At 64.0% G+C, this 21791-nt stretch carries 22 protein-coding genes; 5 read left to right on the forward strand and 17 right to left on the reverse strand.

Going from position 1 to position 21791, the window contains the following annotated elements; translation table 11 throughout:
• Positions 1 to 44: 44 nt before the first annotated feature.
• From sdhA to AC0L3L_RS17845, 4 genes are all read right to left on the reverse strand, one after another.
• Complete coding sequence (gene sdhA, locus AC0L3L_RS17830) at positions 45 to 1883, reverse strand: succinate dehydrogenase flavoprotein subunit (protein ID WP_473638564.1); 1839 nt, start codon at positions 1881 to 1883, stop codon at positions 45 to 47.
• Positions 1884 to 1886: 3 nt separating this feature from the next.
• A complete protein-coding gene (gene sdhD, locus AC0L3L_RS17835) occupies positions 1887 to 2261 on the reverse strand; it encodes a succinate dehydrogenase, hydrophobic membrane anchor protein (RefSeq protein WP_473486012.1) in 375 nt (124 codons plus the stop codon).
• Between the two features lie 23 nt (positions 2262 to 2284).
• The gene (gene sdhC / locus AC0L3L_RS17840; protein WP_473485920.1) at positions 2285 to 2704 is read right to left on the reverse strand and encodes a succinate dehydrogenase, cytochrome b556 subunit; all 420 of its coding nucleotides are present in this window, start codon (positions 2702 to 2704) and stop codon (positions 2285 to 2287) included.
• A 467-nt stretch (positions 2705 to 3171) separates the two neighbouring features.
• A complete protein-coding gene (locus AC0L3L_RS17845) occupies positions 3172 to 3516 on the reverse strand; it encodes a hypothetical protein (protein ID WP_123148815.1) in 345 nt (114 codons plus the stop codon).
• Positions 3517 to 3743: 227 nt separating this feature from the next.
• On the opposite strand from AC0L3L_RS17845, the gene AC0L3L_RS17850 reads away from it, so the two are divergent.
• Entirely contained in the window at positions 3744 to 4097 is a 354-nt protein-coding gene (locus AC0L3L_RS17850) for a hypothetical protein (RefSeq protein ID WP_123148944.1), read from the forward strand.
• On the opposite strand, the gene AC0L3L_RS17855 is transcribed toward AC0L3L_RS17850, so the two are convergent.
• Both AC0L3L_RS17855 and AC0L3L_RS17860 read right to left on the reverse strand, forming a co-directional pair.
• Complete coding sequence (locus AC0L3L_RS17855; RefSeq protein WP_473638565.1) at positions 4081 to 5304, reverse strand: GGDEF domain-containing protein; 1224 nt, start codon at positions 5302 to 5304, stop codon at positions 4081 to 4083. The two genes, AC0L3L_RS17850 and AC0L3L_RS17855, sit on opposite strands and share 17 nt — an antisense overlap.
• Positions 5305 to 5383: 79 nt before the next feature.
• Positions 5384 to 6580 carry a GGDEF domain-containing protein gene (locus AC0L3L_RS17860; RefSeq protein WP_473638566.1) on the reverse strand — a complete coding sequence of 399 codons (1197 nt, stop codon included), beginning with the start codon at positions 6578 to 6580 and terminating at the stop codon, positions 5384 to 5386.
• A gap of 161 nt (positions 6581 to 6741) precedes the next feature.
• Between AC0L3L_RS17860 and AC0L3L_RS17865 the strand changes: the two genes are divergently transcribed.
• Positions 6742 to 7053, forward strand: coding sequence for a hypothetical protein (locus AC0L3L_RS17865; RefSeq protein ID WP_095495597.1), 312 nt, complete (start codon positions 6742 to 6744; stop codon positions 7051 to 7053).
• 71 nt (positions 7054 to 7124) lie between these two features.
• Here AC0L3L_RS17865 and leuC read toward each other — a convergent pair whose 3' ends face one another.
• The 5 genes from leuC to rplS form a co-directional block, all read right to left on the reverse strand.
• A complete protein-coding gene (gene leuC, locus AC0L3L_RS17870) occupies positions 7125 to 8534 on the reverse strand; it encodes a 3-isopropylmalate dehydratase large subunit (protein WP_123148812.1) in 1410 nt (469 codons plus the stop codon).
• A 436-nt stretch (positions 8535 to 8970) separates the two neighbouring features.
• Positions 8971 to 9606, reverse strand: a complete 636-nt coding sequence (locus tag AC0L3L_RS17875) for a class I SAM-dependent DNA methyltransferase (RefSeq protein WP_473638567.1) — start codon at positions 9604 to 9606, stop codon at positions 8971 to 8973.
• 57 nt (positions 9607 to 9663) lie between these two features.
• The gene (locus AC0L3L_RS17880; RefSeq protein WP_473638568.1) at positions 9664 to 10479 is read right to left on the reverse strand and encodes an amino acid ABC transporter permease; all 816 of its coding nucleotides are present in this window, start codon (positions 10477 to 10479) and stop codon (positions 9664 to 9666) included.
• Positions 10480 to 10736: 257 nt separating this feature from the next.
• Complete coding sequence (locus tag AC0L3L_RS17885) at positions 10737 to 11534, reverse strand: transporter substrate-binding domain-containing protein (protein WP_473638569.1); 798 nt, start codon at positions 11532 to 11534, stop codon at positions 10737 to 10739.
• Between the two features lie 276 nt (positions 11535 to 11810).
• The gene (gene rplS / locus AC0L3L_RS17890) at positions 11811 to 12350 is read right to left on the reverse strand and encodes a 50S ribosomal protein L19 (protein ID WP_473638570.1); all 540 of its coding nucleotides are present in this window, start codon (positions 12348 to 12350) and stop codon (positions 11811 to 11813) included.
• A gap of 334 nt (positions 12351 to 12684) precedes the next feature.
• Between rplS and AC0L3L_RS17895 the strand changes: the two genes are divergently transcribed.
• On the forward strand, positions 12685 to 13437 hold the full coding sequence (locus AC0L3L_RS17895; protein WP_473638571.1) for a sulfite exporter TauE/SafE family protein: 753 nt from the start codon (positions 12685 to 12687) through the stop codon (positions 13435 to 13437).
• Here AC0L3L_RS17895 and trmD read toward each other — a convergent pair.
• Together trmD and rimM are read right to left on the reverse strand one after the other, a co-directional pair.
• Positions 13419 to 14117, reverse strand: coding sequence for a tRNA (guanosine(37)-N1)-methyltransferase TrmD (trmD, locus tag AC0L3L_RS17900; protein WP_473638572.1), 699 nt, complete (start codon positions 14115 to 14117; stop codon positions 13419 to 13421). The two genes, AC0L3L_RS17895 and trmD, sit on opposite strands and share 19 nt — an antisense overlap.
• On the reverse strand, positions 14114 to 14713 hold the full coding sequence (gene rimM / locus AC0L3L_RS17905) for a ribosome maturation factor RimM (protein ID WP_473638573.1): 600 nt from the start codon (positions 14711 to 14713) through the stop codon (positions 14114 to 14116). Before rimM ends, trmD begins: the two co-directional genes overlap by 4 nt.
• Positions 14714 to 14844: 131 nt before the next feature.
• Between rimM and AC0L3L_RS17910 the strand changes: the two genes are divergently transcribed.
• Together AC0L3L_RS17910 and AC0L3L_RS17915 are read left to right on the forward strand one after the other, a co-directional pair.
• Complete coding sequence (locus tag AC0L3L_RS17910) at positions 14845 to 15783, forward strand: tyrosine recombinase XerC (RefSeq protein WP_473638574.1); 939 nt, start codon at positions 14845 to 14847, stop codon at positions 15781 to 15783.
• A gap of 114 nt (positions 15784 to 15897) precedes the next feature.
• Positions 15898 to 16965 carry a TraB/GumN family protein gene (locus AC0L3L_RS17915; RefSeq protein ID WP_473638575.1) on the forward strand — a complete coding sequence of 356 codons (1068 nt, stop codon included), beginning with the start codon at positions 15898 to 15900 and terminating at the stop codon, positions 16963 to 16965.
• Positions 16966 to 17686: 721 nt separating this feature from the next.
• On the opposite strand, the gene lpdA is transcribed toward AC0L3L_RS17915, so the two are convergent.
• The 4 genes from lpdA to odhB are packed head-to-tail and all read right to left on the reverse strand — an operon-like array spanning position 17687 to position 21749.
• A complete protein-coding gene (lpdA, locus tag AC0L3L_RS17920; RefSeq protein WP_473638576.1) occupies positions 17687 to 19093 on the reverse strand; it encodes a dihydrolipoyl dehydrogenase in 1407 nt (468 codons plus the stop codon).
• A gap of 38 nt (positions 19094 to 19131) precedes the next feature.
• On the reverse strand, positions 19132 to 19887 hold the full coding sequence (locus tag AC0L3L_RS17925) for an SDR family oxidoreductase (protein WP_473638577.1): 756 nt from the start codon (positions 19885 to 19887) through the stop codon (positions 19132 to 19134).
• Positions 19884 to 20402, reverse strand: coding sequence for a hypothetical protein (locus AC0L3L_RS17930; RefSeq protein ID WP_473638622.1), 519 nt, complete (start codon positions 20400 to 20402; stop codon positions 19884 to 19886). Before AC0L3L_RS17930 ends, AC0L3L_RS17925 begins: the two co-directional genes overlap by 4 nt.
• A 45-nt stretch (positions 20403 to 20447) precedes the next feature.
• Positions 20448 to 21749 carry a 2-oxoglutarate dehydrogenase complex dihydrolipoyllysine-residue succinyltransferase gene (gene odhB / locus AC0L3L_RS17935; protein WP_473638578.1) on the reverse strand — a complete coding sequence of 434 codons (1302 nt, stop codon included), beginning with the start codon at positions 21747 to 21749 and terminating at the stop codon, positions 20448 to 20450.
• Between the last annotated feature and the right edge of the window lie 42 nt (positions 21750 to 21791).

Raw genomic sequence — 21791 nt, forward strand, 5'->3', positions numbered from 1 at the left:
GACGAGCTTCAGCCCGGACCAAGTCCCGTTCACGGCGGCCATCGTCAATACACCCTGGCCTTGGGAGCGATCTTGGCCGGGTTGATGCCGCCGTCTGCTTCCCTAAGCAGCGGCTCGGTGTGCACCGGCCGGTAGCTGAGCGACACCTCGCCGGTCTCGCTGAGCCGGGCCAGCGTGTGCTTGCGCCAGTTCGCATCGTCGCGCGCCGAAAAATCTTCCCGCGCATGCGCGCCGCGGCTCTCCTTGCGCGCCTCGGCGCCGTAGACCGTGGTGATGGCGTTGGCCATCAGATTTTCCAGCTCCAGCGTCTCGACCAGGTCGGAGTTCCAGATCATCGAGCGGTCGAACACCTTTACGTCCTTGAGCTCGCCCCAGATCTGCGAAATGCGCTTGCAGCCGCTTTCCAGCGATTCCTGCGTGCGGAACACCGCCGCATCGTCCTGCATCGCCTTCTGCATTTTTTCCCGCAGCACGGCGGTCGGCGTCGAGCCGTTGGCATGACGCAGCCGGTCGAAGCGGTCCATGGTCTTCTCGACCGAGGCCTCATTGGGCGACGGGATCGCCGCGTTGCGGTCGATCACCTTGCCGGCTCGGATCGCCGCCGCGCGGCCAAACACCACCAGATCGATCAGCGAATTCGAGCCCAGCCGGTTGGCGCCATGCACGGAAGCGCAGCCGGCTTCGCCGACCGCCATCAGCCCGGGCGACACCTGATCCGGGTTCAAGGCAGTGGGGTTGAGCACCTCGCCCCAGTAATTGGTCGGCACGCCGCCCATATTGTAGTGGACCGTCGGCAGTACCGGGATCGGCTCTTTGGTCAGGTCGACGCCGGCAAAGATTTTTGCTGACTCCGAAATCCCCGGAAGTCTCTCGTGCAAAACGGCCGGATCGAGGTGGTCGAGGTGGAGAAAAATATGGTCCTTCCTCGGTCCGACGCCGCGCCCTTCGCGGATCTCCAGCGTCATGCAGCGCGAGACCACGTCGCGCGAGGCAAGGTCCTTGGCCGATGGCGCGTAGCGTTCCATGAAGCGCTCGCCTTCGGAATTGACGAGATAGCCGCCCTCGCCGCGCGCGCCCTCGGTGATCAGGCAGCCGGCGCCGTAGATGCCGGTCGGATGGAACTGCACGAACTCCATATCCTGCAGCGCCAGCCCGGCACGTGCCGCCATGCCGCCGCCGTCGCCGGTGCAGGTGTGCGCCGAGGTCGCCGAGAAATAGGCGCGGCCGTAGCCGCCGGTCGCCAGCACCACCATTTTTGCCGAAAAACGGTGGATGGTGCCGTCGTCGAGGTTCCAGGCGACGACGCCGGTGCAGGTGCCGTCCGGCTCCATGATCAGGTCGAGCGCGAAATACTCGATGAAGAACTGCGCATTGTGCTTCAGCGATTGGCCGTAGAGAGTGTGCAGCATGGCGTGGCCGGTACGGTCGGCGGCGGCACAGGTGCGCTGCACCGGCGGTCCCTCGCCGAAATTCATCATCATGCCGCCGAACGGCCGCTGGTAGATTTTCCCGTCCTCCGTGCGGCTGAAGGGAACGCCGTAATGCTCAAGCTCGTAGACCGCCGCCGGCGCCTCGCGCACCATGTATTCCTGTGCGTCGGTGTCACCAAGCCAATCCGAACCCTTGACCGTGTCGAAGAAGTGCCACTGCCAGTTGTCGGGGCCCATATTAGCGAGCGAAGCGGCGATGCCGCCCTGCGCCGCCACCGTATGCGACCGCGTCGGGAAAACCTTGGTGATGCAGGCGGTGCGCAGGCCCTGTTCGGCCATGCCGAGCGTGGCGCGCAGGCCGGCGCCGCCGGCGCCGACCACCACCACGTCGAATTTGTGGTCGACATAGGTATAGGCGGACGCCATGTTGGCGTTTTTCGCGTCCTTGGCCAAAACTCAGCCTCCAAATGCCAGTTTGAGCAGGGCGAAGATCGAGGCGACGCCGACCACTACGGGAAAGAATGTATTGAGCGCGAGCAGCGCCAGCCTCATGCCCTCGCCATGCACATAGTCCTCGATGATCGCCTGCATGCCGAGCCGCATATGATAGAGCCCGGACAACAGCACCAGGGCCAGGACCAGCGCCACGAACGGGTTGGCAAGTGCGGCGCGCACTTCCGCATAGCCGGCGCCGTTCAACGCGATCAGGAAGCCGACGAAAAACAGGATCAGCGGGATGTTGGCGACCGCCGTCAGGCGCTGGCGCCAGAAATGCTCCGTGCCCTCGCGGGCGGAGCCGAGGCCGCGGACTTTCGCCAGCGGCGTGCGCATGTCGGTGTTGTGGTGGCTCACGATCAGGCTCCCCGCGCCATATAGCCGGCGATCCAGATCAGCAGCGTCAGTACAATCGAGCCGGCCAGCGTCGCCCAGGCGATCCTCGAGGCCGTATCCTTTTCAAGACCTGCCCCGGTGTCCCAGATAAGATGGCGCACGCCGCCCAGCATGTGGTGCATCAGCGCCCAGGTGTAGCCGAACAGCACCAGCCGCCCCAGCCACGAGCCGAAGGCCCAGTTGACGGCATCGAAGGTGGATTGCGAGCTCGCCGCCGCCATCAGCCACAGCGCGACGAGCAGCGTGCCGAAATAGAGCGCCCCACCGGTGATGCGATGGATGATCGACATCGTCATCGTGATCGGCGGTCGATAGACGGTCAGATGCGGCGAAAGCGGCCGTTCACGTCTGGCAAATTCGCGGGTGGCTGGTGATTTGCTCATGGCTCCCCCAGTTCGGTGTCTCTGGAGCCTCAGGTGGAAATGCGGCGTTACCGCTTCCGGATGCGACTTCGGACAGCCGGTTTCTAATGCTCTTTTTGCACCGCGTCAAAGCCGGAAAATCGTTTCGAAAACGTAATTTAGTCTGACTGAATAGCCCGTTTTCGCTTCAATCGATTAGGGCGCGACCCAAAGCCGGCGCAATGTTCGCTGCACTGCGGCATATCTGCCCGGCTTGGGCGTCCAGGGTGTGTTGAGATTCAGGTCAGGCCGAGTCGAAAATGGTAGCTTACGAGAACCGGAGCGGAGCGTACATTTCCGTACGTGAGCCCGCGCATGACCCCGCGGTCATGCGCAAAATCAAAGTTCTACTGCGTCCTTTGCGCGCCCAAGAGGGCGCACGGCGCTGTAGGTAAGCGGAGGAGGCTGCCAGTTGCAGGCCGGCCTCACCTGAATATCAATGCACCCGATTAGCGCTTGCAGGTCAGCGGCGTCTTCCCGCCCTTCATCACCAGCGCGTCGCGCCCGTCGATCACGATTGCGTCATGCGCCTCGCCGAAGCGGCTATTTTGATTGGCTGGTGAGGCCGGCAGGTCCTCGCTGGCGCCATCCGGGCCAAGCACGCGAACCGAGGTGCCGAGATTTTCGATGGTGATCCTGGCGCCATCGGCGCAAGTGTAGGTCGCGGTGCGCGGCTGCGGCGAATCGGCGAGCGGATTTCCGGCATTCGGCGCATTGGTCTGCGACACGCAGGCAGCAGTGATCAGCAATGGGAAAAGCGCAGGCGTTATCCGAAACGTCCGGCCTAACGCCATATGCTGCCTCCCTACGCGTCAATCCAGCCGCGGTGGTTTGCCGAGATCACCCGCGCCACGCGATGGTGCGGGCAAGCATGGCCGAATGATGGCCGCAGCGCAGGCGCCGGATATTAACCATGTTTGCCGAGATCTGGCTGCCGGCAGGGGCCGGCATCTTAACAAAGGTTAAGAAAAGGTTAATTTGTGATTCGAGCAAGACTCGCCTCTGACAAATGGGGGACGCCATGCGTTCGAATTCAGGCAGATCGCGCCTTCCGGCGCTCATCCTGGTGGCGGTGGCCATCGGCTTCGCAGCACCGGCACTCGCCGGGACGCGCGACCGCGTCTACGCCGATTCCTTCGGCAATCTCGTCATCGAGAGCGCCGCCGGTTACAAGCGCATCCTCGTTGGCGACGGCAACCTGGCCAAGGAGCTGTCGGACTACACCGGCGCCGGCCAGCCCAAAATCATCTATGAAGACGACCCGGATGACATCAGCAGCCGCGACTGCTACAGGCCGCCGGTTTTCGTGAAGGGCCGCAGCTATATGTACGGCCTTTCCGATGGCGAGATGCCCGAGCTCAGCCCCTGCCGCTGATCTTCGGCCCGGCGTTGGCGACAGCCGTCTGCCGGGAGGCGATCGACCCTATCGAGATGCGCACGCAATTGCGTCCGCTGCCCTTCGCTTGATAGAGCGCTTCATCGGCGCGCTGCAGCAGGTCGGAAAACCCTTCGGCCGGGTGAAGCTCGGCAACGCCGAAGCTGGCGGTGCAACGATGGTGCGCCGGCAGACAGTCTATCGGCAGGGCCCCGAAAGCGCTGCGCGTGCCTTCGGCGAAGAGCCGCGCGGCGGCGAGGTTGGTTCCCGGCAGGATGATGGCGAATTCCTCACCACCGATGCGGCCGGCGACGTGGTGATCGGCGGCCGCATCACGCAGGAAGCCGGCAAAGGCCTCGATGACCCGGTCGCCGGACGCGTGGCCGAAACTGTCGTTGATGCTCTTGAAATGATCGAGGTCGGCGATGACCAGGGCGACCGGAATACCCTTGCGCACGGCGTCACGCATCGCGAGCTCGGCATGACGTTCGAAGCCGCCCCGGTTGAGCAGCCTTGATAGCGTGTCCGTCTCCGACTTCGATGTCGCCTCGGCGAGCACGTCACGGACCAGAATGACCAGAATGAGAAGCGCGATTGTCATGCCGAATACAGTGCCTAGTGATTGCGACACCAGAGCGTAGTTGCTCTGCAGATAGGCCTGCGGATTGACACCCCAGCCGCCCAATGCATGGGCGATGAACGGCTTGCTCACGAATTGCAGGGCGCTGGCCGCCAGAACGGCCATCAGCGCACGGTCGAGCCAGTCGCGTCTTTGCCTGGACGACCAGACGATGGCGACGCCGACGAACTGCATGGCCGCATAGGGAAACTGGTAGGCTATCATGCGGGCAAGCGACTGGCGCGGCAGGTCCTGCACGAAATACACGGCCACGGTGGCCGCAAACAGGAAGACGAGCATCGGCGCCCAGGGCGGCGCCACGCCGTATTTATGGCCAAGCCCGCCATTGAAGGCGATGGTGGCGCCCAGGAAAACGGCGAAGCCCGCGACGACCGCGGGTCGCGCATTGTCGAAGACTGGAATGCTGAACTCGATGGCGAAATAGGCCATCCCGAGCAGATAACCGAAAACCAGCCAGCGCGCCGGCGCGCGCGCCGCATCGTTGAACGAGATGGTCATGAAGGCAGCCGCCAGCAGGCCGGCGACAAGCAGGTTGATTGCAAGGATGAACTCTGCGCCGCCGCCCATGTGGTTTTTCGCACCCCCTGCGCCAGCAAATCACGAACGGGCGAAAAAGACGTTAACGCGAGCCCGGGTGCGGATGCGATCAGCCAGCTTTGAGCGGTTCCACAACGAGCAGCGTTTCCGACCGTTCATAGGACAGCCGCACGCTGTCGCGGCCGTTCCGTTTGGCTTTGTAAAGCGCCTCGTCGGCGCGGCGCATCAGCGGCTCCAGCCCTTCCTCGCCGGTGCGGGCCGTCACGCCGAAGCTCGCGGTCACTCTTGTGCCGGACGGGAGCCCGTCGACGTTGCCCGCCGAATAGAGCGCACGAATGGCTTCGGCAAACAGCCTTGCCGCGCCAAGGTCGCTCAGCGGCAAAAGCACTGCGAACTCCTCGCCACCGATGCGGCCGGCGACGCCGCTGATGCCGGCCGCCGATCGAAGCTTGGCGGCGAAGTCGGCGATCACGCGATCGCCCGCCGCATGACCGTGCAGATCGTTGAGCGCCTTGAAATGATCGAGGTCGGCGAGCACCAGAGCGACCGGCAGTTTGGCGGTGGCGCAGTGCCGCAGGAGAAGCGTGGCGCGCTCCTCGAAGCCGCGGCGGTTGAGCAGGCCCGACAACGGGTCGGTATACGCTTCGGCCTTCAGCACCTTCATCACGTCGAGTGCAGCCGCGCAAAACAGGCAAAGCGCGATGAGCAGCGACAGCAGCGCATGCGACAGCAGCGCCGTCGTCCAGTAGGACGAGGCATAGAACCCGTCATAGCTTTGGTAAGGTCCATGCGCGATGACGATAACGAGGGTGCGCACGAAGAAGTTCAGCCCGGAAAGCAGCGACAGCACGAACAGGATCATTTCCGTCGGGCCCTTGTCGCGCACCACGCGCAGTTCGGCGGCGACAACCAGGCTGAGGCCGCCGAAAGCGAAATTCATCACCAGGATTCGCCAGGTGAGGTCCGGCTGGATGAACATGAACCAGCAAAAAGCGGCCAGGCCGCCGCTCGCCAGAACGCCGATCGCAGCAAAGGGCACGCGCCGTCCATAACGTGTCACGATCGCGCCGGCGAGACCACAGGCGGCGATGGTGAAGCAGAGGTTGGAGATCAGCTTGGTTGGCGCCATGCCGATGGGCAGGGTGAAATGCTGCAACAGGAAACCGGTCGCCGAAAGCCAGTAGCTGGCGGCCAGCACGGCCAGATATGGGCGGTGACGCTGATAGAACCACAGCACGAGAAACACCGCGCCGAGCGCAAGCGCGATCGTCGGGTTGAGCAACCCTACCAGCAGACCGGTGTCCAAAGGACCGTGCCCCCACGCTTGCGTCAGGGAAGACCTTAGAGCGGAAGCCCAAACAAGCGGTTAAGCGGGATCGAATATGCGCGAGGTCACCCATGAAGCTGCTACACGGAACTTGAGACCGCGGCCGGCGTTTTCCAGCAGCAATCGATGGAGACGCTTTCATGGCCGATACGATCATGCTGACCGATCACGAGGCAATTCGCTCATGGGCCGCGTCACGTGCCGGATTTCCGGCAATCGTCGATGTTTCGCCCGAAACAGGCACGCAAGCCATGCTGAGGCTGGTTTTCGGCCAGCATGCCTATCAGGACCAGGACCAGGCCGAACGCCCGGCCAACGCCGGCGGCTACGAACTGGTCGAATGGGACGAATGGTTCAAGCTTTTCGACGAACGCCAGCTGGCGCTCGTGGTGGCAAAGGATCAACCCGGCCGCCGAGAGCAATTCCACGAGTTCGTTAGGCGCCCCGGCTGAAAGAAAGGGCCCGAATCGCGTTGCGGCTCGGGCCTGGCATGCACTCACATACGGACTGTGGCAGCCCTGAACTATTTCCACTCACGGATGTCGACGAAATGGCCGGCGATCGCCGCCGCCGCCGCCATCGCCGGCGACACCAGATGGGTGCGGCCCTTGAAGCCCTGACGGCCCTCGAAATTGCGGTTCGAGGTCGAGGCGCAGCGCTCATGCGGCTTCAGGCGGTCGTCGTTCATGGCAAGGCACATCGAGCAGCCCGGCTCGCGCCAGTCGAAGCCGGCGGCGACAAAGATCTTGTCGAGACCTTCGGTCTCCGCCTGCTCCTTGACCAGGCCGGAGCCCGGCACGATCATCGCATCGACATGCGGGCTGACTTTCTTGCCCTCGACCACCTTGGCGACGGCGCGCAGATCCTCGATGCGGCCGTTGGTGCAGGAGCCGATGAAGACGCGGTCGAGCGCGATATCGGTGATCCTGGTACCCGGCGTCAGCCCCATATAGTCGAGCGCGCGCTGCTTGGAGGTGCGCTTGTTCTCATCGGCGATATCGTCGGGGTTTGGCACGATGCCCTGGACCGAAACGACGTCCTCGGGCGAGGAGCCCCAGGAGACGATCGGCGGCAATTTCGCCGCGTCGAGCACGACCACCTTGTCGAAATGCGCGCCCTCGTCGGACTGCAGCGTCTTCCAGTAGGCGAGCGCGGCATCCCACGCCTCGCCCTTGGGGGCCCGCGGCTTGTCCTTGACATAGGCGAAGGTCGTCTCGTCAGGCGCGATCAGGCCGGCACGGGCGCCGCCCTCGATCGACATGTTGCAGATGGTCATGCGGCCTTCCATGGACAGCGCGCGGATCGCTTCGCCGGCATATTCGATGACATAGCCGGTGCCGCCGGCAGTGCCGATCTCGCCGATGATCGCCAAAATGATGTCCTTGGCGGTGACGCCTTCCGGCAGTACGCCGTCGACGCGCACCAGCATGTTCTTGGCCTTGCGCTGGATCAGCGTCTGCGTGGCCAGCACATGCTCGACTTCCGAGGTGCCGATGCCATGCGCCAATGCGCCGAAAGCGCCATGCGTCGAGGTGTGGCTGTCGCCGCAGACGATGGTCATGCCGGGCAGCGTAAAGCCCTGCTCCGGACCGATGATGTGGACGATGCCCTGGCGGATATCCTTTTCGGAATAATATTCGACACCAAAATCCTTGGCGTTCTTGGCCAGCGCCTCGACCTGGATGCGGCTTTCCTCGTTCTTGATGCCGAACTTGCGCTCCGGCGAGGTCGACACATTGTGGTCAACCACGGCCAGCGTCTTTTCCGGATGCCGGACCTTTCTGCCGGTCATGCGCAGGCCTTCGAAGGCTTGCGGGCTGGTCACTTCATGGACGAGATGACGGTCGATGTAGAGCAGGCAGGTGCCGTCGTCCTGGCGGTCGACGACGTGGTCGTCGAATATCTTGTCGTAGAGGGTGCGCGGTGCGCTCATGTGCGTAAATCCGTCGATATAAAAAATGGGAAAGGACAAGCGCCGGCTAGCCGGCGAACACGGCCTAACGAAGTCGGCTGGTCAGAGCGCCGCAAACGCGCGCCGAGAATCGCGACGGCAGGCGTTTTCTGTCCTGCAGCACGAAGCCCTTGTAAGCCGGATCGCCAGAAAGCTGTTCCATGGCGTGGCTCATATCAATCTTTTGGCTTTTCGGCAATCGCGGCTGCCTGGCGCGGCTCTGCCTTCTCCCCTTGTGGGAGAAGGTGGATCGGCGCGCAGCGCCGAGACGGAAGAGGGGTGCTGGCCGGAGCGCGATTGGTGCCAAGCTGGAACACCCCTCATCCGACCGAGCGGAGCCTGTCCTCGGGCTTGCCGGAGGCAAGACCCGTGGGCTCGGCCACATTCTCCCACAAGGGGAGAAGGAAGAAGGCGCCTCTCAAACCACCTCGAACACGAAGGTCTTCACCAGCGCCTCGGGCTCGGCGATCGCATAGCAGCGGAACCACGGGCTTTCCTCGACCGGCCGCCATTTTTTGTCCTGCTCCAGTTCGGCAAAGACGTCACGAAAGCCGCCGCTCTCGAACACCTGGTCGCGAACGGTGAAGATGGCATGGCCGCCCTTCTTGGTGATCCGCACCAATTCATGCAGGCCGGACGCCGGCGCGTGGCTGATGGTGAACACGCCGGTCGAGAAGAAGGCGCGGAAATACCCGTCCGGCCAAGGCAGCGGACCGCCAAGCATCGCCTGTTTCAGCTCGCTGTAGGCTTGGCGGCTGCCGGCGATGTCAAGCATTTCATCCGACAGGTCGAGCCCGGCGATGTCCTGATAGCCGAGCGCTTTGAGCGATGGTCCCGACAGGCCGGTGCCGCAGCCAGCGTCGAGCAGCGGCCCCTCGCCTGATGGCACATGGCGCGCCACCCAGGCGGCGATCAGGAACGGCAGGAGATAACCGAGCGAGGCGGTTTCGCTGTCATAGGTCGCAGCCCATGCGGCATATGCTTGCGCCAGCGCTTCCGGCGTGTCGGCCGTATAGACGGACTCCAAGGCCGCATTGGCTTTGTCGATGTTCATGGAACTGACCCTCCAAAACGTATTGGCTGCAATCGTAGCGCCGCCTTCGCCTGCCGGTTATTGCTCATGCTGGCGGCGCAGCCGCTTCTCCAGCGCCCGCAAGGCCAGCGACAGGCCGACCGTCAGGATAAGATAGATATAGGCGACGATCGAATAGGTCTCGAAGAAGCGGAACGAGCCGGCGGCGTAGATCTTGCCCATCTGGGTAATGTCGGCGACGCCGAGCACCGAGACCAGCGAGGAATCCTTGACCATGGCGACGAAATCATTGCCGAGTGGCGGCAGGATGGTGCGGATCGCCTGCGGAAAGACGATCAGCCGGAAACGCTGCGTGCGCGTCAGCCCCAGCGCCTTCCCCGCCTCGATCTGGCCCTTCTCGACCGCCTGGATGCCGGCGCGGAAGACCTCCGAGATAAAGGCCGAGTAGCCGATGGTCAGCGCCATGATGGCGCGCCACAGCAACGACACGTCGCGCACCAGCAGTTCTCCGAAGAGACCCGCATTTTGCAACGGCGCGGTCAGCGCGTTCCACGCCGCGACGAAGGCCGGCGCGCCGGCAAAGGCGATCCAGAACAACAGCACCAGCATCGGCACGCCGCGGATGATCTCGACATAGAAGCGAGCAATCTGGCGCAGCCAGCGCGACCCCGACAGCCCCATCAGCGCAATGCCGAGCCCGATTGCCGAGGCCAGCGCGAAGGCGACCATTGTGACGAAGACGGTGATGCCGATGCCCGTGGCAACGGTCGCGAAAACCTGGGCGTAGAGGTCGCTTGCCGCAATGAAGATGGCAGCGGCCACGGCGAGCGCCGCCGCCACGGCAAGCCACCACGGGAAGTCGGTTTTGGAGGCGGAGGATGCGGGGGTTGCCATCAAGGCGCGCCGACGAAACAACGTCGAGCCAAGTGGCCCCCCTCTGGCCTGCCGGCCATCTCCCCCTCTAGGGGGGAGATTGGCAGCCTTGACGTCGCCGCCCATTCTGCAACGCTGAAAATTGGCGAAAGCCGATGCGAAAGCCGATCTCCCCCCTTGAGGGGGAGATGTCCGGCAGGACAGAGGGGGGTGGGAAGAAACTCCGTCCGTGCGATATTCAGCGCACGGCCCTCACGCAGCAAGTGCGCCAAACCGGCTCACTGCCCCATCTTGTAGTCGAGGAACCATTTCTTGTTGAGCGCGTCGAGCGTGCCGTCGGCCTTCAGTGCGGCGATCGCTGCATTGACCGGTTTCACCAGATCCGAGCCTTTCGGGAAAATAAAGCCGAAATCCTCGGTGCCGAGCGGACCGCCGATCAGCTTCAGCCCGCCATTGGACGCCTCGACATAGCCCTTGCCGGCAGTGCCGTCGGTCAGCACGACGTCGACGTCACCGGTCTTCAACGCCTGCACCGTCGCACCGAACGTCTCGAACAGTTTGATGCGCGGGTTCTGCTCATTGCCGTCGAGCACGCTGTAGACGGCGGTGTAGAAGGGGGTGGTGCCGGCCTGCGCGCCGATCAGCCCATCCTTGAAGGCGCCAAATGTCTTGGCGTCGGTGAAGCGCTTCTCATCGCCACGCACCAGCATGAACTGTTCCGAGCGCATGTAGGGGTCGGAGAAATCGACCTTCTGCTTGCGGTCGTCCTTGATGGTGATACCGGTCATGCCGATGTTGTACTGGTTGTCGGAAACCGCTTGGATCATCGCGTCCCAAGAGGTGTTCTGGTACTCGACCTGGAAATTGAGCCGCTTGGCGATCTCGTTCATCGCGTCATATTCCCAGCCGATCTGCTTGCCGGTCTTGGCGTCGATGAACTGCAATGGCGGATAGGCGTTCTCCGTCACCACCACCACTTTCTTGCCGCCGAGATCGGGATGCGACTGCGCCAGGGCGCCGACGGGCGCAAGTATCAGAGCCAACAGGCCGGCCAACAGCAGTTTCGATTTGGTCATGGTACACCCCGAAAACTTGAACCGCCTCGACATGGTCGAGGCTTGCAGGAAAATCCGGCGCCGACTTTAGCTTTCCGCAAGCGCCTTGCAAGCCGGCTTGATGCGCCGCTTTGCGCGAAAATGAATTCCCATGCTTCCACCGAGCGATTTGCGGGAACGATCCGTGCCTAGCGCGGGTCAATACGGTTCGGCAAATCGAAGCCCGTGAGGTCTTCTTCTCGGGAACAAAAAAGGCGGCCGAAGCCGCCTTTCCGAAATATGGTTGTTGAAGACGCCCTATTCGGCGGGAGCGGCTTCCTCGGCCTTGGCGGCCTCGTCGGCGGCCTTCTTCTCGGCGGCGTCCTGCGCCGCCTTCTCGGCGGCCAGCGCCTGGGCGGCGGCCACCTTCTCGGCCTCGATGCGGGCCTTCTCGGCGTTCAGCGCATCGCGCTCCTCATCGTTCAGCTTGCGGGCGCGCACGCCGGTGTTTTCCGAAATGCGGGCCGACTTGCCGCGACGATCGCGCAGGTAGTAAAGCTTGGCGCGGCGCACCTTGCCGCGGCGCACGATCTCGACGCCTTCGACCATCGGCGAAAAGACCGGGAACACGCGCTCCACGCCTTCGCCGTAGGAAATCTTGCGAACGGTGAAATTCTCCTGGAAGCCGGCGCCGGCGCGGGCGATGACGACGCCCTCATAAGCCTGGACGCGGGTGCGGGTGCCTTCGGTCACGCGGACCTGGACGCGCACGGTGTCGCCGGGCTGGAATTCGGGAAGCTTGCGCTTGGCTTCGATCTTGGCGGCCTGTTCGGCCTCGAGCTGACGGAGGATATCCATCTCTACAAATCCACTTCTTGTTCTTCCGACAGTCAGAGCGTCCGGCGCTCGCCTTGCAGTTGCATTGACCGCTCGGCTATGCCCTTTGTTCGAGACCGTCTGGGTTCGAGAACATCGGGCAGGGGCGACTACACCGTCATTGTTGACGGGTCCGGCAGATTGTTCTTCCGGTTCGGCGCGCACATACAGCTATTTCGACGCTTTGTCACGCCTTCGCCGTGTCTTTTTTGGTAGTTGGCCGACATTGCAATCTTTCAGCGCAGGGGTTGCGTCGAAGGCCCAAGCTTTTTAAGCCGGGTAAAACGTGACTTTCCTCCGGCGGCAATATCCCTCCATGCCAGTTCTCGATGCGGCCCTGCTCTTTTTCGCGGGCTTTCTCTCAGGCGCCGTCAACGCCATAGCCGGCGGCGGGACGTTCATAACCTTCGGCGCCATGTCGCTGGTCGGCTTGCCGCCGATCGTCGCCAACGCCACCTCGTCGCTGACACAGTTTCCCGGCTACATCACCTCGACGCTCGCCTACTGGTCCGACATCAAGCATTTCTGGCGCACGGCATTGCTGCTCGGCCTTATCTCGGCTTTCGGTGCACTGACCGGTGCACTCATCCTTCTGGCGCTCGACAATCCGTCGTTCCGCGTCCTGGTGCCTTGGCTGCTGCTGGCGGCGACCGCGCTGTTCGCCGCCGGGCCGTGGCTGAAGCCGGCGCCCATGCCGGGACATGAGCCCGTGGTGGGTTCGCTGGTCGGTTCCCTGGCGCAATTCGCCACCGCCGTCTATGGCGGCTTCTTCGGCGCCGGCATGGGCGTCATGATGCTGGCGACGCTCGGCCTCACCCAGGCTGGCGACTATCACCGCCTGAACGCGCTGAAGAACATGTTGGCCGTGGTCATTGCGGCAGTAGCCATCCTGGTCTTCGTCTCCGGCGACGTCATCGCCTGGCCGCAGGCGATCGTCATGATACCGGGCGGCGCGCTGGGCGGCTATGCCGGCGTCTGGATCGCCAAGCGCGTGCCGCAAATTGCCGTGCGCGGCTTCGTCGTCGGGGTCGGCGTGTTCCTGGCCTTTTACTATTTCACCAGGGGGTGAGCAGCTAACAGGTCCGGCCGCCGCTCCTTCGTCAATTTTTCCGACTCGGCGCGCCGCCAAGCGGCGATCTTCCTGTGATTGCCCGAGGTGAGAACCTCGGGGATTTGCCGGCCCTCGAATTCCTGCGGCCGCGTGTAGTGCGGATGTTCGAGCAGGCCGTTTTCAAAACTCTCTTCATCGCCCGACACCGCGTTGCCCATCACGCCGGGCAACAGCCGCACCACGGCGTCGAGCAGCACCAGCGCCGCCGGCTCGCCACCGGACAGGATGAAGTCACCGACCGAGACCTCCTCCAGTCCCCGCGCCTCGATAACCCGCTGGTCGACGCCCTCGAAGCGGCCGCAGACGATCACCGCGCCAGGCCCGGCGGCCAGTTCGCGCACGCGGGCCTGCGTCAGCGGCTTGCCGCGCGGGCTCATCAGCAGACGCGGGCGCGGATCTCCCACCGGCGAGGCGTGGTCGATGGCGCTGGCCAGAACATCGGCGCGCATCACCATGCCGGCGCCGCCGCCGGCCGGCGTGTCGTCGACGGTGCGATGGCGATCTCTGGCGAAATCGCGGATCTGGATTGCTTCCAGCGACCACGTGCCGGCCTCCAGCGCCCGGCCGGCCAGCGACAGGCCGAGCACGCCGGGAAACATTTCGGGATAGAGCGTCAGCACCGAGGCGGAAAAACTCACCGGTTGCCCCCGGCGTCCTTCGGCCCGCGCGGCCTGCCCTTCGGGTCGAAACCATCGTTGCCGGGAGCATCGCCGTCTTCGTCATCGATCAAGCCCGCCGCCGCCGGATCGATGCGGACGAAGCCCTCTTTGATTGACACGTCAGGCACGGCAGCCTGCGTGAACGGAATCAGCACGCCTTTGCGCTCGCCAAGCGTCACGTCGAGAATGTCGCCGCCGCCGAAATTATGCACGGCAACGACCTTGCCGATGTCAGCACCGGTATCGTCCCGGACTGCCAGCCCGACGAGATCGGCATGATAGAATTCGTCCTCTTCGCCGTCGTCCGGCAACATCGAGCGATCGACGAACAGTTCCGTGCCGGCAAGCGCCTCGGCGGCGTTGCGGTCGCTGATGCCCTTGAAGCGCACCACGACGACGGTGTTGGCCGGCCTGATGTCGACGATCTGGAAGGCGCGGCCGTCCCTGGCATAGAGCGGCCCGTAGTCGGCCAGCGCCAGCGGATCGCCGGTGAAGGTTTTCACGCGCAATTCGCCCTTGATGCCGTGAGCGGCGCCGATCACGGCCATCTGGACGGGGTTTTGCGGTTTGGTCATCGGTGGAACAATCCTTTGCCTTGCTCTAGCTCCACGCTCTTGTCATTTCAATGACGCAGCTCTTCACCGCTTCCTAACCCGGCTGCCGGAAGATGGCCCAGAATGGAAGAACGGCATATCGGAAGAGCGCAATGCAGGAATTCCTCATCCCGGCCAAGCCAGACCTTCTGGCGGCCCGCGAAAGCTGGCTGAAGATGCTGGCGCGCGAACGCCGGCTGTCGCCGGAAACCGTGGAAGCCTATGAGCGAGACACGCGCCAGTTCCTGCACTTTCTGACAGGCCATTGCGGCGGTTCGCCCGGCATTTCGGATATCGCCGATCTGCGCCCGGCCGATCTGCGCGGCTTTCTCGCCGCCCGCCGCGCCGGAGGCGCCGGCGCCCGCACGCTCGGACGCGGGCTCGCCGGCATCCGCTCGCTGCTGCGTTTTCTGGAGCGGCGCGGCCTTGTCAATGCGGCGGGTGCTGCGGCACTGCGCGCGCCACGGCAGCCGAAGTCGCTGCCCAAGCCGCTGACGGCAAGCGATGCGAAACACGTCGTTTCGGTGGAAGGCCAGCTGGCCGAGGAACCGTGGATCGCTGCCCGCAACGCGGCCGTGCTGACGTTGCTTTACGGCTCGGGTCTGCGCATTTCCGAGGCGCTCGGTCTGCCTGGCGCCGATCTGTCGGCCGCCGGCGATAAGGTGCTGCGCGTCACCGGCAAGGGCGGCAAGACGCGGCTTGTGCCGGTGCTGCCGGTGGCGCTGCGGGCGATCGCCGAATATCGCCGGCTCTGCCCCTATCATCTCGATCCGAAGGGCCTGCTGTTTCGCGGCGCCCGCGGCGGCCCGCTCAACCCGGCCATCGTCCAGCGCGACATGGCCAAGCTGCGCTCGGCGCTCAATCTGCCCGACACCGCCACGCCGCACGCCTTGCGCCATTCCTTCGCCACGCATCTGCTTGGACGCGGCGGCGACCTGCGCACCATCCAGGAATTGTTGGGCCACGCCAGCCTGTCGACGACGCAGATCTACACCGGCGTCGACACCGCGAGGCTGCTCGAAGTCTACGAAGCGGCCCATCCGCGGGCGTAACCGACGCATGATTTCGCAAAGTTGCAGCCAGGATATCAGCCGTGGAACGATGTCCGAGACAATTTTGCTGCGCCAGTTAACCGTTTCGCCGTTCTTTGTCTCTAAAAAGCGGCCATGAAACGCGTCATTATCATCGCCGACCGCACGGCCCTTGCGTCGTTGAAGCTGCTCGTGGCGCTCAACGTCCTGTTTTTTCTCTCTTTCCTCATCATCGCGCTGCTTGCCGCCGGCAAGGCGCGCGCCGAAACCCCGGTCTGCGCCGGCGCCGACATGCTGTCGGCCTTGCAGAAGGACGACCCCGCCACCTACCGCAAGATCGAGACGGAAGCGGCCGCAACACTGAACGGCAAGGGCTTGTTGTGGAAACTGGAAAAGGCGGGCGAAAGGCCGTCCTTCCTGTTCGGCACCATGCACATGACCGACCCGCGCGTGACCACGCTGCCGCCCGCCGCGCAAAAGGCGTTTGACGCCGCCGACACTGTCGTCATCGAGACCACGGAGGTGCTTGATCAGCAGAATATGATGGCGGCGTTCCTGAAAGAGCCGGAGCTGATGATGTTCACCGACAGCACCACGCTGTCCTCGCTGCTGTCGCCGGACGATGCGGCGGCGGTGAACAAGGCGCTCGACGCGCGCGGCATCCCGCCGGCGAGCGTCGCCAAGATGAAACCGTGGATGCTGTCGACCATGGTCGCGCTCCCGGCCTGTGAACTGGCCCGCCAGGCCGGCGGCGCGCCGGTGCTCGACATCAAGCTCGCGCAGGACGCCAAAGCCTCAGGCAAGGCCGTCGATGGGTTGGAGACCGTCGCCGACCAGCTTCGCGCCATGGCCTCGCTGCCGCTCGCTTTTCACATGAAGGGCCTCGTCGACACATTGAAGCTCGGCAACAGGGTGAACGACGTCAACGAAACCATGATCGTGCTTTACCAGCGCGGCGACATCGGCATGCTCTGGCCGCTGTTTCGTGCCGTCCTTCCCGGCGGCGAAGACGATTCGGCGGGCTATGCCGCCTTCGAGGAAACCATGATCACCCGCCGCAACAAGGTGATGATCGATCATGCCGGGCCGATCCTCGCCAAGGGCAACGCCTTCATGGCGGTCGGCGCCTTGCACCTTCCGGGCGCGGAAGGTCTGGTCGAAGATTTCCGCAAGGCCGGCTACACCGTCACTGCCGTCGACTGAGTTGCACGGTCGAGTTGCAGACCCGGCAAGACGTGATTCGGGGCGATGCCTTTCCCGAATCACGGAAGGCTTGTCTCAGTACAGGAAGGTCGAAAGGTTTGTTTTGGCTCGATCGCTGCGAATTTTGCGAGTAAAGTGCATGCGGACAAACGATTCCCGGCGAAGATTGCCCTGTTTTTGGCGTTTTCGATCCCTAGCGTGAAACCTGTTCGACGATTGCGCGTTGATGTGTGTTGATTGATACTTTTCATCCCACGGAGGACACTTTTATGGCGAATCCAAACGACCCGTACACCACTCCGACACCCCCTCCCAAGTCGGGTGGCGGCAGCACCGGCTGGCTGATTGCCCTGGTTGTCGTTATTCTGGCCATTGTTGCTTACTATGTTTTTGGAAGAAGCGGTGAGGCGCCAGCACCTGGTGAGCCGCCGGCCGCAACCACGCCGGCCCCGGCGCCAGCGCCCGCGGAACCGACGCCTGCTCCGGCAGAGCCTGCGCCAGCCCCGGCACCTGCAGAGCCAGCACCTGCCCCGGCACCTGCAGAACCCGCTCCGGCGCCTGCCCCAGCACCTGCTCCGGCGCCTGCAGAGCCAGCGCCTGCCCCGGCGCCCGCACCAGCCCCGCAGTGATCGGCTGCTGACTCCAAATACAAACGGCCCGCTGAAAAGCGGGCCGTTTTGCTTTGAGCCGTCAGATGGCTGCCGGAGTAGCTTGGGAAGGCCTACATGTGGATCGGCTTGAAGAAGGTCGCCAGTGCCGCTTCCTTCACCGCTTCCGACATCGTCGGATGGGCGTGGCAGGTGCGGGCAAGATCTTCCGACGAGCCGCCGAACTCCATCAGCACCGCCGCCTCGTGGATCATTTCGCCGGCGCCGAAACCGACGATGTGGACGCCGAGCACGCGGTCGCTCTGCTTGTCCGCCAGGATCTTCACGAAGCCGTCGGTGTGCAGCATGGCGCGCGCCCGGCCATTGGCGCTGAACGGAAACTTGCCGGCCTTGTAGTCGATGCTGGCCGCCTTCAGCTCTTCCTCCGTCTTGCCGACCGAGGCGATTTCCGGACTGGTGTAGACGACGTTCGGGATCACCCCGTAATTCACATGGCCGGCCTGGCCGGCGATGATCTCGGCTACCGCCACCCCCTCGTCCTCGGCCTTGTGGGCAAGCATCGGCCCGGCGATGACGTCGCCGAGGGCGTAGATGCCGGGGACATTGGTCTTGAGATGGCCGTCGGTCTTGACCCGGCCACGCTCATCGACCTCGACCCCGGCCTCCTTCAGCCCGAGACTGTCCGAATAGGCCCGGCGTCCGGTCGCGATGAGCACCGCATTCGCCTCGATCGTCTCGGCCGCACCGCCCTTGACCGGCTCGAAGGTGACGATGGCGCCCTTCTTGGCCTTGGCGACACCGGTCACCTTGGCGCCGAGCCTGAATTCGATGCCTTGCTTGGACAGCATGCGCTGGAACTGTTTGGCGACCTCGCCGTCCATGCCGCCGAGAATGGTGTCGAGGAACTCAACGACGGTCACCTTGGCGCCGAGCCGCGCCCATACCGAGCCGAGTTCCAGCCCGATGACGCCGCCGCCGACCACCACCATGTGGCCCGGCACCTTGTCCAGCGACAGCGCGCCGGTCGAAGACATGATCACTTTCTCGTCAAAGTCGACCTTGACCCCCGGGATGCCGGTGACGTCGGAGCCGGTGGCGATGACGATGTTCCTGGTCTCGATCTCCTCGACCTTGCCGCCCTCGCCGGTCACCGACACTTTTCCGGCGGACATGACCTTGCCGGTGCCGCGAAAGCTGTCGATCTTGTTCTTCTTGAACAGGAAGGCGACGCCGTTGACGTTGGACGCCACCGTCGCGTCCTTGTGCGCCATCATCTTCTCCAGATTGAGCTTCGGCGCGCCGATTTCGACGCCCAGCGTGTCGAAGGAATGACCGGCCTCGGCGAATATCTCGGACGCATGCAGGAGCGCCTTGGACGGGATGCAGCCGATATTGAGGCAGGTGCCGCCGAAGGTCGCGTCCTTCTCGACCACCGCCGTCTTCAGGCCGAGCTGTGCCGCCTTGATGGCGCAGACATAGCCGCCTGGTCCCGATCCGATGATAACGACGTCATAAGCCATGATTTGTCCTTCTGGTCTGCACTCAGCCTTGGCTGGGATTAGCGGCCGCCGCCCACTTCCAAATTCGCGCCTGTCGTATAGGACGCCCCGTCCGACAGGAGCCAGAGAATTGCCGCGGCGACCTCTTCGGTGGTCCCCGCCCTTTGCATCGGCACGCCGTGACGCATCCTCTCGACGCGATCCGGCTGTCCGCCGGAGGCATGAATTTCGGTATCAACAATCCCTGGACTGACCGCGTTGACGCGAATGCCTTCGCCGGCCACCTCGCGCGCCAGGCCGATCGTGAAGGAATCGATCGCGCCCTTCGAGGCAGCGTAGTCGACATATTCGCCCGGCCCGCCAATTCTCGCTGCAATCGAGGAGACATTCACGATGGCGCCGCCCTTGCCGCCATGGCTGGTCGACATGCGCTTCACCGCTTCGCAGGCACAGAGCATGGAGCCAATGACGTTGATGCGCATCATGCGCTCCAGCCTTGCTCCGCTCATTTCGTCGACACGCGCCCTCTGGTCGACCACGCCAGCATTGTTGACGAGCGCGTCGAGCGGCCCGAAGGCATGATCGATCCTCTCGAACATCGCCCGAATATCGGCCTCGCTGCCGACGTCGCCCTTGATGGCCAGCGCTTCGCCGCCATCCTGCTCGATCGCCTCGACTAGTGCGGCGGCGGCGGCCTCGTTCGAGGCATAGTTGATCGCGACGCGGTACCCGGCCTTGGCGGCAAGCCTGGATGTGGCAGCGCCGATGCCGCGGCTGCCGCCGGTCACCAGCAGCACTTTTTTGGCCGCGCTCATTCCTGACAGCCCTTCAACGAAAAAACATCCCACGGCACCTTTGAAAACCCGTTGACGCCATAGGCGGTCGACCTCTGCAGCGACGGTCCGAGGTCGGGAAAGATCAGGGTCTTCGGCGCGTCGACGCCTTCGGCCGGCAGCAGAGCGACGTTGCCCTTGTCGTCAGCACTGTAGACGACCCCCTCCCACAGCGTGCAGGCGGCGAGCTCGTCGCCGGTGACGTCGCCTGTCGGGCATTTGTACATCAGCGAACCATGCGGCCGCGCCACGCCTTCCGTCCACATGACGATCCCGTCGAGCACGACATCGTTATCGAGCACCATCTTGAACGTGTTGGTGACCACAGCCGACCCGCCGGTCGGCCTGAAATCGATCTCGGCCGCACCTTCGGCATCGCCATAGACGGCGAGCTCGAGCGGGCAGGCGGCAAAGGCTGCCGATCCCGTCTGCGCAACGCCAGCCGCGAGCACAGCTGCGAAAAACACCCTGGACCGGAAATGCGCGGAACTGGTCATCATTCGGTGGCGCAGATCCATTCTCCGGCTCAACTCGACCGGCCCCTAGAGGTCGAGCACCAGCCGTTCCGGATCCTCCAGGCTTTCCTTGACCCGGACCAGGAAGGTCACCGCTTCCTTGCCGTCGACGATGCGGTGATCGTAGGAGAGGGCCAGATACATCATCGGCCGGATCACGATCTGGCCGCCGACCACCACCGGCCGCTCCTGGATCTTGTGCATGCCCAGAATGCCCGACTGCGGCGCGTTGAGGATCGGCGTCGACATCAGCGACCCGTAAACGCCGCCGTTAGAAATCGTAAACGTGCCTCCTTGCATATCCGCCACGGAAAGCTTGCCGTCACGCGCGGCGATGCCCAGCCTGCCGATATCCTTCTCGATCTCGGCGATCGACATCTGGTCGGCGTCGCGCACCACCGGCACGACGAGGCCTTTTTCGGTGCCGACGGCGACGCCGATATGGGCGTAGTTCTTGAAGATGATGTCGGTGCCGTCGATCTCGGCATTGACCGAGGGGATTTCCTTCAGCGCATGGGTGACGGCTTTGGTGAAGAAGCCCATGAAGCCCAGCTTCACGCCGTGCTTCTTCTCGAACACATCCTTGTATTTGGTCCTGAGCGCCATAACCGCGCTCATGTCCACCTCGTTGAAGGTGGTCAGCATGGCGGCGGTCGACTGCGCTTCCTTGAGGCGGCGCGCGATGGTCTGCCGCAGCTTGGTCATGCGCACGCGCTCTTCGCGCGACGCGTCATCGGCCGAGGACGGCGCACGGGTGGCGACCGGTGCAGGGGCCTTCGGCGTCTCGGCTGGTTGCGACGGCGCGCCCCTGGCGATCGCATCGAGCACGTCGCCCTTCAGCACCTGGCCGCGCTTGCCGGAACCCGAGACCTGGTCGACCGCGAGATTGCTCTCGGCCAGCAGCTTCGCCGCCGCCGGCGCCGGCGGCATCGTGCGCGCCTCGATCGGCCCGGCATCGCCGGCGATCTTGGCGGTCTCGGCCGCGGCTTGCTTGACAGTGGATGCGGCGGTCGGCGCCGAGGCCTGCGATATCGCGTCCTGCTTTGGTTCGGGAGTTGACGCCTTCGCGGGTGCTGCCGCTTTTGCCCCGTCGCCCGCCGAAATCATGCCGAGCAAAGCGCCGACCTCGACCGTCTCGCCCTCCTTGACCGCGATCTCGCTAAGCGTTCCCGCGGACGCGGCCGGCACTTCCACCGTTACCTTGTCGGTCTCGAGTTCGACCAGCGGTTCGTCGGTGGCGATCGCGTCGCCTACCTTCTTGAACCATTTGCCGATGGTCGCCTCGGTGACGGATTCGCCAAGAGTGGGGACGCGGATTTCGGTAGCCATTGTGCCTGTCCGTTTTCTGTCGGTTCTGTTCTGTTCGCCGAG

Source organism: Mesorhizobium sp. WSM4849 (genome assembly GCF_055811385.1).

Coding starts and splice junctions, on each gene's coding strand:
- AC0L3L_RS17880 (WP_473638568.1), bottom strand. CDS start 10,479: ATGGCAACCCCCGCATCCTCCGCCTCCAAAACCGACTTCCCGTGGTGG.
- leuC (WP_123148812.1), bottom strand. CDS start 8,534: ATGAGCGCACCGCGCACCCTCTACGACAAGATATTCGACGACCACGTC.
- AC0L3L_RS17845 (WP_123148815.1), bottom strand. CDS start 3,516: ATGGCGTTAGGCCGGACGTTTCGGATAACGCCTGCGCTTTTCCCATTG.
- sdhC (WP_473485920.1), bottom strand. CDS start 2,704: ATGAGCAAATCACCAGCCACCCGCGAATTTGCCAGACGTGAACGGCCG.
- AC0L3L_RS17925 (WP_473638577.1), bottom strand. CDS start 19,887: ATGAGCGCGGCCAAAAAAGTGCTGCTGGTGACCGGCGGCAGCCGCGGC.
- AC0L3L_RS17895 (WP_473638571.1), top strand. CDS start 12,685: ATGCCAGTTCTCGATGCGGCCCTGCTCTTTTTCGCGGGCTTTCTCTCA.
- AC0L3L_RS17865 (WP_095495597.1), top strand. CDS start 6,742: ATGGCCGATACGATCATGCTGACCGATCACGAGGCAATTCGCTCATGG.
- AC0L3L_RS17910 (WP_473638574.1), top strand. CDS start 14,845: ATGCAGGAATTCCTCATCCCGGCCAAGCCAGACCTTCTGGCGGCCCGC.
- AC0L3L_RS17930 (WP_473638622.1), bottom strand. CDS start 20,402: ATGACCAGTTCCGCGCATTTCCGGTCCAGGGTGTTTTTCGCAGCTGTG.
- lpdA (WP_473638576.1), bottom strand. CDS start 19,093: ATGGCTTATGACGTCGTTATCATCGGATCGGGACCAGGCGGCTATGTC.
- odhB (WP_473638578.1), bottom strand. CDS start 21,749: ATGGCTACCGAAATCCGCGTCCCCACTCTTGGCGAATCCGTCACCGAG.
- AC0L3L_RS17915 (WP_473638575.1), top strand. CDS start 15,898: ATGAAACGCGTCATTATCATCGCCGACCGCACGGCCCTTGCGTCGTTG.
- AC0L3L_RS17850 (WP_123148944.1), top strand. CDS start 3,744: ATGCGTTCGAATTCAGGCAGATCGCGCCTTCCGGCGCTCATCCTGGTG.
- AC0L3L_RS17885 (WP_473638569.1), bottom strand. CDS start 11,534: ATGACCAAATCGAAACTGCTGTTGGCCGGCCTGTTGGCTCTGATACTT.
- rimM (WP_473638573.1), bottom strand. CDS start 14,713: ATGACCAAACCGCAAAACCCCGTCCAGATGGCCGTGATCGGCGCCGCT.
- AC0L3L_RS17855 (WP_473638565.1), bottom strand. CDS start 5,304: ATGGGCGGCGGCGCAGAGTTCATCCTTGCAATCAACCTGCTTGTCGCC.
- sdhD (WP_473486012.1), bottom strand. CDS start 2,261: ATGCGCACGCCGCTGGCGAAAGTCCGCGGCCTCGGCTCCGCCCGCGAG.
- AC0L3L_RS17875 (WP_473638567.1), bottom strand. CDS start 9,606: ATGAACATCGACAAAGCCAATGCGGCCTTGGAGTCCGTCTATACGGCC.
- rplS (WP_473638570.1), bottom strand. CDS start 12,350: ATGGATATCCTCCGTCAGCTCGAGGCCGAACAGGCCGCCAAGATCGAA.